Source organism: Schaalia suimastitidis DSM 15538, assembly GCF_000429105.1.
GTDB classification, from domain to species: domain Bacteria; phylum Actinomycetota; class Actinomycetes; order Actinomycetales; family Actinomycetaceae; genus Pauljensenia; species Pauljensenia suimastitidis.
In genome coordinates this window covers 58,423-72,475 of record NZ_AUBF01000010.1, presented here as the reverse complement: position 1 = coordinate 72,475, position 14,053 = coordinate 58,423, and the positions used below count along the sequence as shown (strand labels likewise).

Annotated in this window: 13 protein-coding genes; 6 read left to right on the top strand and 7 right to left on the bottom strand. The window is 56.7% G+C overall.

The window, feature by feature from the left end:
- Positions 1-24: 24 nt before the first annotated feature.
- Positions 25-1,155: a variant leucine-rich repeat-containing protein gene (locus tag G438_RS11950; RefSeq protein WP_051259328.1), complete on the bottom strand. Its 1,131-nt coding sequence runs from the start codon at positions 1,153-1,155 to the stop codon at positions 25-27.
- A gap of 819 nt (positions 1,156-1,974) precedes the next feature.
- On the opposite strand from G438_RS11950, the gene G438_RS0105260 reads away from it, so the two are divergent.
- Positions 1,975-3,474: a hypothetical protein gene (locus G438_RS0105260; RefSeq protein ID WP_026460437.1), complete on the top strand. Its 1,500-nt coding sequence runs from the start codon at positions 1,975-1,977 to the stop codon at positions 3,472-3,474.
- A 7-nt stretch (positions 3,475-3,481) separates the two neighbouring features.
- Here the strand turns inward: G438_RS0105260 and G438_RS0105255 are convergent, their stop codons facing one another.
- The 3 genes from G438_RS0105255 to G438_RS0105245 form a co-directional block, all read right to left on the bottom strand.
- Positions 3,482-4,087 carry a hypothetical protein gene (locus G438_RS0105255; RefSeq protein ID WP_026460436.1) on the bottom strand — a complete coding sequence of 202 codons (606 nt, stop codon included), beginning with the start codon at positions 4,085-4,087 and terminating at the stop codon, positions 3,482-3,484.
- A 165-nt stretch (positions 4,088-4,252) separates the two neighbouring features.
- Positions 4,253-5,335: a redox-regulated ATPase YchF gene (ychF, locus tag G438_RS0105250; protein ID WP_026460435.1), complete on the bottom strand. Its 1,083-nt coding sequence runs from the start codon at positions 5,333-5,335 to the stop codon at positions 4,253-4,255.
- Between the two features lie 66 nt (positions 5,336-5,401).
- Entirely contained in the window at positions 5,402-6,454 is a 1,053-nt protein-coding gene (locus G438_RS0105245; protein WP_026460434.1) for a 4-hydroxy-3-methylbut-2-enyl diphosphate reductase, read from the bottom strand.
- Positions 6,455-6,820: 366 nt separating this feature from the next.
- Between G438_RS0105245 and xseA the strand changes: the two genes are divergently transcribed.
- Genes xseA through G438_RS0105230 form a run of 3 tightly spaced genes read left to right on the top strand, consistent with a single transcriptional unit; the run spans position 6,821 to position 9,265 of the window.
- On the top strand, positions 6,821-7,996 hold the full coding sequence (gene xseA / locus G438_RS10940) for an exodeoxyribonuclease VII large subunit (protein ID WP_034285337.1): 1,176 nt from the start codon (positions 6,821-6,823) through the stop codon (positions 7,994-7,996).
- A gap of 54 nt (positions 7,997-8,050) precedes the next feature.
- Positions 8,051-8,272, top strand: coding sequence for an exodeoxyribonuclease VII small subunit (locus tag G438_RS0105235; RefSeq protein ID WP_026460433.1), 222 nt, complete (start codon positions 8,051-8,053; stop codon positions 8,270-8,272).
- Positions 8,273-8,326: 54 nt separating this feature from the next.
- Positions 8,327-9,265, top strand: coding sequence for a carbohydrate kinase family protein (locus tag G438_RS0105230; protein ID WP_026460432.1), 939 nt, complete (start codon positions 8,327-8,329; stop codon positions 9,263-9,265).
- Between the two features lie 180 nt (positions 9,266-9,445).
- Here G438_RS0105230 and G438_RS0105225 read toward each other — a convergent pair whose 3' ends face one another.
- Complete coding sequence (locus G438_RS0105225; protein WP_026460431.1) at positions 9,446-10,207, bottom strand: isoprenyl transferase; 762 nt, start codon at positions 10,205-10,207, stop codon at positions 9,446-9,448.
- A gap of 269 nt (positions 10,208-10,476) precedes the next feature.
- On the opposite strand from G438_RS0105225, the gene trhA reads away from it, so the two are divergent.
- Both trhA and greA read left to right on the top strand, forming a co-directional pair.
- On the top strand, positions 10,477-11,157 hold the full coding sequence (gene trhA / locus G438_RS0105220) for a PAQR family membrane homeostasis protein TrhA (protein ID WP_026460430.1): 681 nt from the start codon (positions 10,477-10,479) through the stop codon (positions 11,155-11,157).
- A gap of 168 nt (positions 11,158-11,325) precedes the next feature.
- Positions 11,326-11,805, top strand: coding sequence for a transcription elongation factor GreA (gene greA / locus G438_RS0105215; protein ID WP_026460429.1), 480 nt, complete (start codon positions 11,326-11,328; stop codon positions 11,803-11,805).
- A gap of 249 nt (positions 11,806-12,054) precedes the next feature.
- Here the strand turns inward: greA and G438_RS10935 are convergent, their stop codons facing one another.
- Both G438_RS10935 and G438_RS0105200 read right to left on the bottom strand, forming a co-directional pair.
- Complete coding sequence (locus G438_RS10935) at positions 12,055-13,467, bottom strand: AI-2E family transporter (RefSeq protein ID WP_131245797.1); 1,413 nt, start codon at positions 13,465-13,467, stop codon at positions 12,055-12,057.
- A 172-nt stretch (positions 13,468-13,639) separates the two neighbouring features.
- Positions 13,640-14,038: an FKBP-type peptidyl-prolyl cis-trans isomerase gene (locus G438_RS0105200; protein ID WP_051259326.1), complete on the bottom strand. Its 399-nt coding sequence runs from the start codon at positions 14,036-14,038 to the stop codon at positions 13,640-13,642.
- Positions 14,039-14,053 lie beyond the last annotated feature (15 nt).

Sequence of the window (14,053 nt, the reverse complement as noted above, 5' to 3'; positions counted from 1 at the left end):
TCAAAAACTTGAGAGACAGTCTTGTTAGTTCTCGCGCGGCTCGGCAAAGATGTTCGCCGCGAGCATCGGATTACCCATCCCTCCCTCGCCGTAGGTGTAGTCATACGCTTCTCTGAACGCCTCTTCGGTCTTGAATGCCAAGCCGTCCCCTCTCGCAGCATCGAAGAGTTCCTGCATATTCTTCTTCTCCCACTGACCGTACTCGGTGAGGTTCTGGATGATCCTGTCCTCCACATCGTCTTGCTCAAATCCCCAATCTTCGTCAAACTGCATGGAGAACAGGATGTCTGTCGGAAAATTGCGATGTCTCAGTGCCGCCTCGCGCACTTCACCAAAGGGACTCTCCGCGAGATCTCCCAATGTATCTCCCGAAGTCTTGGGGTTCTGAGCGACCGCCGACTGCATTTTGTATTTTTCATCGCCACAGTTGTCTGCCATACGATCAAGTAACTCGGTAGTGACGTTAGGATGTCTCGCTACCGCCGCTTGCACGTCCTCATCATCACTCCCGGCGAGACGCTCCAGCACCTCAACCGGCGTGTGCTCGTTCTCAGCAACCTTCAAGCGCACGTCCTCGGAGTCATCCTCTGCCAAGGCAGCGAGAACTTCCGGTGGAGTCTTCTCATTCGCTGCCACGGAGGCGCGCACGTCCTCCTCATCATCGCCTGCTAACGCTTCCAGCAACTCGACCGGTGTGCTCTTGTTCTCAGCCACGTACCTTGCGTCGTCACTCTTGGCGAGACGCTCCAGCACCTCAACCGGTGTGCTCGTGTTCTTAGCCACGCCACAGGGAACCAAGAAGTATTCATCCTCTGCCAAGGCAGCGAGAACTTCCGGTGGAGTCTTCTCATTCCGCGCCACGGACCAGCGAACGTCCTCCTCGTCATCCTCTGCAAGGCGCGCTAAGAGCACAGCGTCATCCGTCTTTCGCGCGAGTTCCGCTCTTTCATGCCAGCCCATAGCGCCAAGGTCTGTCTCTGTCGCCTTCTTCTGGCTGGCTACCACACCGTGCTCCTCAGCCATCTTCGCCTCGTAGGCTGCTTGCGCTTCCTCCTGTGAAGCAAAGTGGATATTCTCCCCACCAAGGGGGCAAGGCTTGACAGTAGCCTTGCAAGGTCGTGCTCCATCTTCTGTTACATGAAACTTTGTAGTCATTTTGAACTACCTCCTATGGAGTTATCGGTTTGCCGTTCCTTTCTAAACGGTCACTACTAATATCAACATTGCCCAACTTTTCCACTTGTTCCCAACCATTCTGGGCAATGCCCTATTAGTTGTTATGCCGAATTCTTTCCGACAACAATTGCATTAGCTGATAATTCCTATTTGTCAAGCATTTCTTCAAAAGAATTCTTAAGGAGATTTAAGTTCGTTGGAATTGCACTAAAAAATAAAAAGAGGACAGGACTAATGGCGGGAGTAGGCGCGGAACGAGAGCGCCCCGCGAGGTAATGAGACCCACAAGGCACCCATCCGGCACGCCGTCTGAGTTGAGGAAGTTTTAGTAAGGCGGTGAGGCTGTTACATAGTCTGGCTCGGGGGCTTCGTTGTTCTTCAATGGACAACAGCCACCACCCAGACAGAGCGCCCGTATGAGCACGCGCCTCGTGAGTGCTCTCCGCCCCGCCTCCGCCAAGGAGGCTTCGTCAAGTTTTCAGAAGAGCGCCTGTGGCGCTGGTTCCGATAGCAGTGCAGTCAGAGTGATCCGCACACCTGGCAACTTCATAAACATCTTGGGTTCGTCAAGTGCTTTCTCAAAAATGCGATGAAGGCATTCACTCGCCTCGGCCGTCAAAGGTGGGGACCCGTGTAGGTCATATTTTGTGAGTTCGCATTTTCGCAAGGTCTCTTAGGGAACCGTGCCGAGTTGTGCCGTTGGTTCAACCGTGCGGCAGAGCGTGCGGGACGGTTCGGCAGTCTTTCTGATATTAGGAGTGACCTTTATTTGGGGGCTTGCTACAGGAGGACAGCAAAATGAACACAACAGACACCTACAACCCATTCTTAGATGACGACGAGGACACCATCGTCGCCGCGAATGAGAGCGAACCAAGACCCGACTACAACCCGTTCCTTGATGATGACGACGAGCAGATCGCCGTTGGAGGGGTGTCAGCAGAGGCAGGCGCGCCGCTCTCTGGCTCGCCTTTGAGAACCTTCGTGAAGCCCGCGACGCCAAGTGTGCGCGAACACGTACAGACCGCTGAGCGCGTTGCGGATGCGGTTCGTCAGGACACCTCGAGGACGCCTGATGGTGCCTACACATGTTTCACGAAGCCTGCCTCAGTGGCTGTGACAGAGAGCGTGAAGACCGTCAAGCACGTCATAGCGAACCTTGACGAAGGTGTTGATGGTGAGGGAACTGGTGGCGTCGATGAGCAGGATGACGTGCTCGCTGAGTTGCTGGAGGACGACGATGATCCTCTTGCTGAGCCTGTTGGAGACCACGTTGTCTCTACTACTTCGGTGCGAGACGACAGTGCTTGGAGAAGGAAGAAGACCCCTGAGGAGCGTCGTGAGATGCGCCGTCGTGAGCGTGAAGCGCAAGAGCAGGGTGTCGTGCTGCCGGGTCACAAGAAACGCACGAAGAACCTGAAATACAAGCGAGGGAAGATCACTGAGCGTGACATCGCCGTGTTCGAGTTCCTTGGCAAGGGTCGCTTCGCTACCGCAGCACAGGTCGGACAGTTGCTTGGAGTGACGAACAGTTCAGCTGCACATCGCCTTCGTGGTCTCAACGAGTGGCAGCACATGGTCAATGGCACAACGCTGTTCGATGGACGCACGCTCTGGACTTTGGGCAAGAACGGTCTCAAGCGCTTGCTCGATGAAGGCAACGTGGAACCGTTCGAGGTCGTCTCGTTGAAGGCTTCGGACATCAACCCGATCCACGTCAAGCACACGCTGAGCATCAACCAAGCGATCCTGACTGGCTTGTCTTCGTCGCTCGGCTCGTCTGTGGGAAGGATCGAACTGGCTGAGGTTCTGAGTGAGACCGCCATCGAGCGCGCGTTCATGGATGTCGTCAAGCAACGTTCGGCAGACCAGGCTGTGCTGGCTGTCTCTGTGCTCCGTGACGCCTACAGAGCCGCCGAGGCGGGCAAAGTCGCCTGGTCTGAGGTCGCAACTCTCTACCCGTCGCTGTGGGTTCCGGTGGATATCAAGGGCACCGGCAAGACCCACCGCCCTGACTTCGTGATCAACCGTGAGCACCTGAGGACGAGTGCTGAGCCTGTGTCGTTCGCCGTCGAGGTGGAGATCTCAGGAAAGTCTCCGAAAGAGTTGAGACAGGTGATGGCCGCCTACGCCCAGGACAGACAGTTCAAGAAGATCGTCTATGTGATGAAGAGCGAGGCGTTCGCGCGCAAGGTTCATCAGGCTGCGAAGGACGCTGGGATCGGTTCGAAGGTTGAGTTCGTCAAACTGCTCGACCGCGATGGGCAGCCCTTCACAGGGAAGATGTGGCGACTCTGACGAGCTACTACGACCCGTGTTCGTCTGGTGAGGGTGCGAAGTTGCGCGTTCCCGGTTCGATGCTGGGCTGAGATGCTCGGATCACCTGCATGCGCCCCTCCGCGTCTCTGCGCATAATGACGCTCACCACGTCATCGTCTCCGACCTTGCGGAATACGCGAAGGAGTTCCTCGACGCTGATGAAAGTCAAGGACTTGCGACTGCTTCGGTCTGATGCGACGTAGATGCCGTCGAGCAGCGGGATATCGTTCTCGGGCGCGCTGAACGAGAAGACGAGACTGTGGATGATCCGGTTGCAGAACTCTCGGAGGCTCAGTTCTTCCTTCGTTCCAAGTTCGACGTTGAACATCGTCCAGAACTCGAACCGGTTGTAGAGGTCTGGAGGCTGCCCAACGAGGCGGTGGGAGACCACTGAGACGGTCTCCTGGCGTGTCTCGTCACTGATCTTGCCTGGCGTATCGAGCATCTTGCGGACGGCGAAGGAACCAACCATCACATCCCGCTCGACAAGGAAGCCAGTTCGTTCTGTCCAGCGCTGTTGGTTCGCGCGGCGCTCAATGTTGTCAACAACCTTGAGCAACTCTTCCTTCCACGGAACCGAGTCCCCGATCATCCGACCCTCCTGGGCGCTTGCCCTTGCGTCGCAGACGACCACCCGTCACCACAAGATGCAGCTCCGCCGCTTCACTCTCCGCGTCCAGTAACTTTCCAATAACTTCCAGTAACTGCCCCGTCCAGTAGGTCCTTACTGGACGCAGAACGTTGGAACGACGCGGTTCTACACATTAAACCGGAACTCGACCACGTCGCCGTCGGCCATGACGTAGTCTTTGCCTTCCATGCGGACTTTACCGGCGGCGCGCGCCTCGGCAATGGAGCCGTAGTGCAGCAAATCTTCGAAGGACACGATCTCAGCTTTGATGAAGCCTTTTTGGAAGTCGGTGTGGATCACCCCAGCGGCCTGCGGCGCAGTGTCACCTTTGCGGATAGTCCAGGCGCGCGCTTCTTTCGGACCCGCGGTGAGGTAGGTTTGCAAACCCAGCGTGTCGAAGCCAACGCGGGCCAGTTTGTCCAGCCCAGACTCGTCTTGACCGGAATCTTCCAGCATTTCGCGAGCGTCTTCTTCATCCAATTCGACCAGTTCAGCTTCGAATTGTGCGTCCAGGAAGATCGCCTCGGCAGGCGCAACCAGTGCACGCAACTCAGCTTGGCGCTCCTGGTCAGCCATCCCCTCGGCATCCATGTTGAAAACGTAAATGAACGGCTTGGAAGTCATCAGTTGGAAGGATTTCACTGCGTCCGCGTCCAGTTTCTTCCCCTCTGGACCGCTCAACAAATGTCCTTGCTCTAACAGTGCCAACGCCTCGCGAGCTGTTTCAAGCACAATGGGCTCAGTCTTCTTGCCGCGCACCTCTTTTTCGAGGCGCGGAATCGCCTTTTCCAGTGTTTGCATGTCAGCAAGAATCAATTCGGTTGAGATAGTGTCAATATCTTCCGCCGGGTCAACTTTGCCATCAACGTGGATCACGTCCGGGTCAGTGAAGGCACGCGTCACCTGGCAAATGGCATCGGCCTCGCGAATATTGGCCAAAAATTGGTTGCCCAGCCCTTCACCTTCGCTGGCTCCACGCACAATACCTGCAATATCGACAAAGGAGACCGTCGCTGGCACCAGGCGTTCTGAGCCGAACACTTCTGCTAGCTGCTGCAACCTGGGGTCCGGCAGGGGTACCACACCCACATTGGGTTCAATGGTGGCAAATGGGTAGTTCGCAGCCAGAACGGTGGCGCGCGTCAGAGCATTGAAAAGAGTTGACTTGCCAACATTGGGCAGCCCGGCAATACCGATAGTTAGAGACACGCCCACCAGTCTAAAGCAGCGCGACGCCCAACCCCAGCCTGATCTTGGGTGGATAGACACACGTCACTAGTGCGTGTGGTCGGGCCCTGCCTTTCGCCGCGCATGAGGGCGCGCATCGTCCATCCCGTGGGCACTCAGGTCCGTCCTGAGGTTACGAGGCAATGCGAAGGTCGTTGTTTCTGTTTCGGTACGCACTTCCTCCACATTGGGAAAACCACGCTGAGCCAGCCAATCAAGGACGTCACGCACGAGGATTTCCGGTACCGAAGCCCCCGAGGTGAGGCCCACAGTCGAGGCGTGGGCGAACCATGCCGACTCCAGTTCCTCAGCCTTATCGACCCGGTAGGCAGCGCCAGCGCCCGCTTCAAGACCAACTTCGACCAGCCGCACCGAGTTAGAAGAGTTCGCTGAACCCACCACAACCATGACATCCACATGTGGCGCAATAGTTTTCACGGCCACCTGGCGGTTTTGTGTCGCATAGCAAATGTCGTCTGACGGTGGGTTATTGAGCAGCGGGAAACGCTGGCGGAGGCGGTCAACTGTCTGAATGGTTTCGTCGACAGACAAGGTGGTTTGGGACAGCCACACGACGCGTTGAGGGTCACGGACCCTCACCTGCGACACCTCGTCAGGTGTGCCAACAACTTGAATATGTTCTGGAGCTTCCCCGTAAGTGCCTTCCACTTCTTCGTGCCCTTCATGTCCAACAAGCACGATGTCATAGTCTTCTTTCGCGAAACGCACAGCTTCGCGGTGCACCTTGGTCACAAGAGGGCATGTGGCGTCAATGGTGGCGAGGCCACGCGCCTCTGCCGCATCCCGTACCTGCGGCGATACGCCGTGTGCCGAAAAGACTACGCGCGCACCTTCAGGTACTTCATCGGTTTCGTTGACGAATATGGCGCCACGTTTAGACAGGGTTTCCACAACGTACTTGTTGTGAACGATTTCTTTACGTACGTAAATGGGGGCACCGTAAAGGTCGAGCGCCTTTTCAACGACGTCCACTGCACGGTCAACACCAGCGCAGTATCCACGAGGCGCAGCCAGCAGTACGCGGCCTTGGCCGTTGGCAAAAACCTGAGTCGGTGCGGCTTCTTGCGAAAGGGCAGTCATAGCGACAAGCGTAACGGGCTTATTCGCACCGCATCGCCTTGGCTGGTACAGATCACACTTGCCGAGGCGTCCACCCGTTATCCTTAAACGGTGCCAGGACCGTCATTTGGCGAGCAGTCGCCCACCTTCGCTTATCGCCCTTTGTCTGCGGGCCAAATGCAGGCAGCGCCCTCGTCCCCTGTGATACCTGATCCTGCGGCACACCACAATGGTGCGGGAGCGGGCACAGCCCAACCCAATGGCATAGGCGTATTCCGAGGCGACGCCTCGGGACACGGCACCAGCAGCGCGCCCTCAGCTGCTAAGGCGGCAGACACCACACGCGACAATCCTTGGCCGCTACGACGCCTGACAGAGAACATCAAAATCTACGTTGATCGCATGTCTACTCTGTGGGTGGAGGGCCAGGTCGTCGAATACAAACCGCGACCGGGCACAAAAATGGGTTTCTTCGTCCTGCGTGACATCGAAACAGATACCTCAATGACTGTGAGTGCTTTTGCTGGGATTCTCGACCAGGCTGGCCCCGGTTTTGAGGAAGGTGCTCGCATTGTCACCCGCGTCAAACCTGTGTTCTGGGAGCGACGCGGCACCCTGAATCTGCGCGCCGAAGAGATTCACCTCCAAGGTATCGGCGACCTTTTAGCTCATATCGAACAGCTTCGTCGCCGCCTCGACGCCGAAGGCCTTTTTGCTGCAGAACGTAAAAAACCCCTACCGTTCCTCCCCCGCACGGTGGGATTGATTTGTGGACGCAACGCGAAAGCGAAAGACGATGTCATTGTCAACGCTTCAGCCCGTTGGCCCAGGATCGGCTTCGAAATACGTGAGGTCGCCGTTCAGGGCGAGTATTGCGTGCGTGAAGTAACGACAGCCCTGCGTGAACTTGACGCCATCGAAAATGTTGACGTAATCGTCATTGCCCGCGGCGGAGGCTCCGTAGAAGACCTTCTTCCTTTTTCTGACGAGATACTGGTACGCGAAGCAGCAGCGGCACGTACACCCCTTGTTTCTGCTATTGGGCACGAGGGCGACGCACCGCTCCTTGACCTCGTTGCTGACTACCGCGCGTCAACGCCAACAGATGCTGCACGCCGCATCGTCCCCGACCAACAGCTCGAATATGATGGTCTTGCCCGAGCCACAGCCGCGATGCGTACAGCACTGGCCCGCCGCATCGACGCGGAAAGACACGCCTTAGAACTGCTGACATCCCGCCCTATCCTGCACCAACCAGGAGCAGTTATTGACGGCCATACCGCCATCATTGAGACTCATCTTCGTTCGCTTCGCCACCAGATTGAACGCGTACTCACCAGTGAAATGACAGCTGTTATTCAGGCACACGCGAGCCTAATCGCCTTGTCACCACAGGCAACCTTACAACGCGGATACTCGCTCCTGAAAACCCCTTCAGGGCAACTCATTCGCAGCGCCGACGACATCAAAAAAGGCGATCTCATTGAAGGCGTGCTCGCGCACGGGCGCCTCGTGGCACAAGTGGTGGGAGCAACGACAACACCCCTGCCCGAAAAACCTTAGATACCTCATCGCCAAAGCCTGCACCGCCTCGTCAAACCCCTAGGAGAACCAGCAATGACAAATGCACCTGACCCCCAGCAGATGACCTACGAAGAAGCGCGCGACGAACTAGTTGCCATTGTCCGCCAGCTCGAAAGTGGGCAGGCTCCCCTTGAGGCAACCCTTGAGCTGTGGGAACGAGGTGAAGCCCTCGCGGCCAGGTGCCGCGCAGTCCTCGAGGGCGCCCAAGAACGACTTCAGCAGATTGTGCGTCCAGAACTAGACGAACAGGGTTAATCTCACACTAAACTAGTGTTTGTCGCCTAAACCTCTGGTTATGAAAGAAACGCCATGGAATTTGCCAACGAACCCCACGTCCTAGCCATCGGCGAAACCCTCATGGATTGCGTACAGCCATATGGCGAAACTGAACCAACGAATGAATACCCAGGTGGTTCTCCAGCGAATGTGGCAATGACACTTGGTCGGCTCGATCGACCAGTGGCGCTTCGGACATGGATTGGCAAAGATAGCCGCGGCCAGAAAATCGTCGAACATTTTTCTGCCTCAAAGGTCCACATTACCGAGGATTCCCACGGGGCCGACCACACCAGTACCGCTCTGGCAGCCCTCAATGAACGAGGCGCAGCAACCTACACCTTTGACTTCGTGTGGAATCCCCCGCATCCAATGGAGCTGACCGGCAACGAAGTGCTGGTTCATGCTGGGTCTATTTCGGCCACCACTGAACCGGGTGCCACCACCGTTCTTGATGCCCTGATCCGTGCACGCCGACACGCCTTAATTACCTACGATCCCAATGCGCGTCCTACCCTCATGGGCACACCAGAGCAAGCCATGGCACAAGTCAGCCGATTCGTGGCCGTCGCTGACGTTGTCAAAGTTTCCGATGAAGACATCGAATGGCTCACCGGATGTTCCGATCTGGAAAAGACCGTCCAGCAGTGGCTAAATATGGGGCCGCAGGTCATTATTGTCACGCGCGGAAAGAAAGGCGGCGTTGCCTATACCGCGTCGGGCCTGTACTGCACATCAACCCCAGCTGACGTCAAAGTTGTTGACACGGTTGGTGCAGGCGATTCCTTCATGGGCGGCATTATTGACGCAATGTGGGGCCTTGGTCTTGTCGGTTCTGCTGCGCGACCAGCGTTGCGTAACGTGACAGCCGAGCAGGTTGACGCCATTTTGGCCCATGCCAGCGCAGTGTCAGATGTGACTGTCTCGCGTGCGGGCGCCAATCCGCCGTGGCGCCACGAACTCAACGCCTAAGACTGAAGACCCACCGCCCAGTTAGCTGCCGGTGGGTGTGCGGCCTCGTCGACTTACGGGGGGCATAAGGCCTCGTTGGATACCCCCGGGTGTACGTCCTCATTGGATACCAACCGAGCGGACGCTGCGGTTGACGCGGCCACGTACCGAAGCCGCACGCCTACAAAAGCCACACCCCACTCATTTACCGAGGCGGCGTTCCCGCTGCGCATAGGAACGCATCGCACGTAGGAAATCCACTCGCCGGAAATCCGGCCAGTACGCTTCACAGAAGTAGAACTCAGAATGTACCGACTGCCAGAGCATAAAACCAGAGAGGCGCTGCTCACCAGAGGTACGGATGACCAGGTCAGGGTCCGGCTGGTCTTTGGTGTACAGGTGCGCCGCAATATCAGCATCAGTCAAACGTTCAGCAAGCTCACCCAAGGAAGTACCTTCTGCCTCAGCCTGCCGGATAAGGGCACGCACCGCCTCGGTAATTTCATGCCTACCGCCGTAGCCGACGGCAATATTGACAATCATCCCTTCCACACCAGCTGTTTGCTGGGCAGCATCTGTCAAGGTCTGCGCCAATGAATCCGGCAGCAGCGAAATATCGCCCACAATATGCAGTTTCCAGCGGCCGTCCTGAGCAAGTCCTTCGACGGCTGTGCGAATGATGCCGATCAGTTCGTTAAGCTCTTTTGATTCGCGTCCCAGGTTGTCGGTCGACAGCATCCACAAGGTCACGATTTCCACGCCAAGTTCATGTGCCCATCCGAGGAACTGCGCGATACGCCCAGCGCCTGCACGATGTCCATGAGAGGTGGTGGTGCCAATTGATTTCGCCCACCGGCGATTGCCATCAAGGATGACGCCCACGTGGCGGGGAATGAGCTCTTTAGTTAAGCGTGAACGAACACGAGCCTCGTAAAGGTCGTACAGCAAATTCCACTGCGCCATGCCCACTCCTGCATTTTCGCCTAGCTCGGGATACCTCAGAATAATAGAGCCGTGCCCTCAGATTACCGCCTATGCCGCCTCCGCGTCGCGCAAAGACCTGCGTGAACTCGACGCTGGGCAACGGTAAGGTACCATTGCACTGGATGAACGGCCTGCTCAGCCATCCCTGCAGACGTCCGTTGCCGGAGCAATAAGAGACAGGGCCGTGCAGCAGTAGTACTCTCGTAAAAGCAGAACCGTTGGATTAACTGCGTTGGGAGGATGACTTTATGCGGATCGCGTCGTTGAAACCCACCAAATGGTTACCCGATCAAATCGTGGCAATTAAACCCCATTTACGAGGCTGGATCCACCTTGTTACCGCTCCCCTCTCTTTGGCAGCCTCCATCGTGCTCCTAGTGCTGGCGCCAACACCCGGCACCAAATGGGGAAGCGCCGTGTATTTAGCAGCATCCCTGGTACTTTTCGGCGTTTCCGCCACCTATCACCGCTTCTATTGGGCACCAAAATGGGAAACATTCTGGCGCCGCATGGACCATTCCAATATTTTCCTTCTCATCGCCGGCACTTACACGCCGCTGTGCGTTGCCTTGCTCAGTCAGCGTGACGCCACGACAATTCTGTTGATTGTCTGGCTCGGTGCTCTGGCAGGTATTTTGCTTAACCTTTTCTGGCCGTCGGCTCCACGATGGTTGGCGACATTGGTGTATGTGGCACTGGGGTGGGTGGCCATCGCCTACCTCCCCCAACTGTGGGCTGCTGGTGGTCCAGCCATTATTTGGCTCATTGTGGCGGGCGGCTTGCTGTATACCGTTGGCGCCCTGTTTTATGCGTTCAAATGGCCTCAGCTCTCCCCCAAATGGTTCGGCTTCCACGAACTTTTCCACCTGTGCACCGTATTGGCGTGGGCCTGCCATTGCGTGGCGGTGTACTTGGCTGTTTTAGGGTAACTTGCCCGGGCGAATTGACGTTCCTGGAAACACTCACCTTTGCGCTGAACTGCCCAACTGTAGGTCATCGGCACTGCTTTAGCTATTATCGTGCGACCTTGGTAGACTCATGGCGTTCAGTAGCCGGCACCTAGGCGGTGCCGGTTCACCTTTTCTCGGGAGGTTCCCATGGCAGACACCCAGTGGCTGACACAAGCACAGTACGATGCGCTCCAGGCTGAGCTCACCGAACGCATTGAAGTGCGCCGTCCGCATATTGCCAAACTCATTGATGCCGCACGCCAAGAAGGTGACCTACGTGAAAACGGCGGCTACCACGCTGCACGCAATGAGCAATCGCTTAACGAAACGCGTATTAAAGCCCTTCAAGGCATGTTAGAAAATGCTGAGGTCGGTGAGACACCTGCCGATGACGGTATCGTCGAACCAGGCATGGTCGTGACAGCTTTGGTCGCAGGACGCGAAGTAGAGTTCCTCCTTGGCTCGCGTGATGCGGGTGGTGACCTTGGCGTCCAAGTGTTTTCCACTCAGGCACCGCTCGGTGCTGCAGTGATGGGCGCAAAAACTGGTGACAAAGTGAGCTACGAGGCCCCCAATGGCAAGGTCATTGAGGTGGAGATCCTCAACGCGAAGCCTTTTGGTGTCTGATATTTGTGATGCGGCCTTTGATGCACTGTCCGGTGTCATCGATTCGCAAGGCGCACAGCCATCGACTGCACAGCGCAGTCGTACGTCAAACGCTGCGCCATCAGACATTGGCTTCGGCGCGGTCGAACGCTGAAGACAGTCACATGACCTAGCGCCGAAATCTCGATGGCCGCGTGTCAAGCCCAACACGACCTAGCGTTAAGGTGAGGCCGGGTGAGCACACGCTCACCCGGCCTCACCTATCGCACCTCACGCAGGATCCGAGCCATCCTTATGCGGCTTCGTTGTTTCCACATCTGCTTGCCTCTCTGTTACCTCTTCGCCACTGCCTTGTGACACTGAGGCTGTTACCTCCACCTTAGGGTCACCATCTGCACCTGAGGAGGACGCGGCCTCGTCAATTGGCATGACGGGGGCAGCGCCTTCTTTGCGGTAGGAGTCGACGATCATTTGATGAAGCGTTCCAGGAGGCCCGCCTGGACGGTCAGGATTCGTCGCAAGGGCGGGAATCGGGTCGTAGCCGTGCAGGTATAGCAGCGTCGCATTGAGGAAGGCCGCCACTGGCACACCGAAGATGGCGCCAGGAATACCAGCAACAGTGCCACAGGCCGCCACGACAAGCAGTACCGCCATGGGGTGTAGGGACACGGCATTAGACATGATGAGTGGTTGAAGGAGGTTCCCTTCAATTTGCTGCACCAGCAAAATAATGCCAAGCATAATGAGGCCAGCCATTGGGCCTTGGTCAACTAACGCGAGTAGCACAGCGATTGAACCTGATAGCAGTGCACCAAGGATGGGGATAAAGGAGCCAAAGAAGACGACCACCATGATGGGCACAACCATTGGTAAGCCAAGGAAATATGCTCCAAGGCCTATACCTAGCGCGTCGATGGCAGCCACTTGAATCTGGGAACGTACATAGCCGCTCAGGGTCACCCATCCGCGGATGGCGGACTCGTGGACGGGGATGCGCGCAGGTTCAGGAAGCAGACGAACAACCCACAGCCAAATCTGCCGCCCGTCCTTAAGGAAAAAGAACAGGACAAAAAGGACGATCAGCAGACCTGAAAGCACTGAGACCACTGAACTGGTGACGTTAACGGCTCCAGAGGCCAGAAGCGACGAGTTCTGTGTTACCCATGTGGTCACCTGCGACTGAATATTTTCCTGCAGGTGGTCAAGGATCGTCGTATCAATATTGAGCGGCAACGTCTTTACCCAAGCCGAAGCGGCATCAAGACCTTTCGTCGCCTGTTGCACCAGTCTGGGAACATCAGAAATGATTTGGGTGCTAGCGCCAGACAAGGCGCCAATCACTAAAGCCAACGGGATCAGTAAACCAAAAGCTGCTGCAAGGGCGCGTGGGAGACGCAGTCGGCGGTGCATCCACGTCACGAAGGGAGTGATCAGTACCGCCAGGAGCAGCGCAATCGCGATGGGCAAAATGATGACTTGGATCTTGATGAGTAGCCAGACGGCACCGACTGCTGCGGCTGCGATGATGAGGAGGCGCCACGACAGTGCTGCCGCCACACGTACGCTCCATGGGACCGAAGACTGGGCTGATTCTTTGCGCAGCGAATCCGTCACCGGGAAGTCAACGGTGGACTCGGTTTGGGGTGGTTCGGTGGCCGTTTTGCTGGCGGTCACATTAGCCATCCTGTTGAGGAATGAGGTGAGTCCATTCCGGTAACGTGTGTTTCGCGAGGCCATCGCGTCCCTTTCTGCTATGCGTGTACTAAGCGTAGCGCGGTCTTGCCACTTCTTTGGATACGCAAATGCCCGGCGCATTGCACTGGTGGCGCCGGGCACATACGCGAATCACCTAAACTCAGGCGATACCCATGATGTCGGTAACAAAGACCAACGTGTCGCCACCCTTAATGCCTGCCTGTGGCACACCGTAGTCACCGTAGCCATAGTCAGAGGGGATAGAGAGAAGGACACGTGAGCCAACCTTGTGGCCAAGAAGTCCTTCGTCCCATCCGCGGATTACCATGCCAACACCGATTTGGAATGACAGTGCCTGTCCGCGATCGTAGGAGTTGTCGAACATTTCGCCATTCCACACCTGCCCAAGGTAGTGGCAGTGGATGGTGTCGCCGGCTTCGACGACGTCTCCATTTCCTTCGATCAGTACCTCAACGAGGAGTTCAGGGTCAGCTTCAGGGCTGGCGAATTCTAGGACGGGTTTGCGGGCGAATTCGCCTGTGACGGTGATATTTTCCAAGGGTCTTCCTTTGGT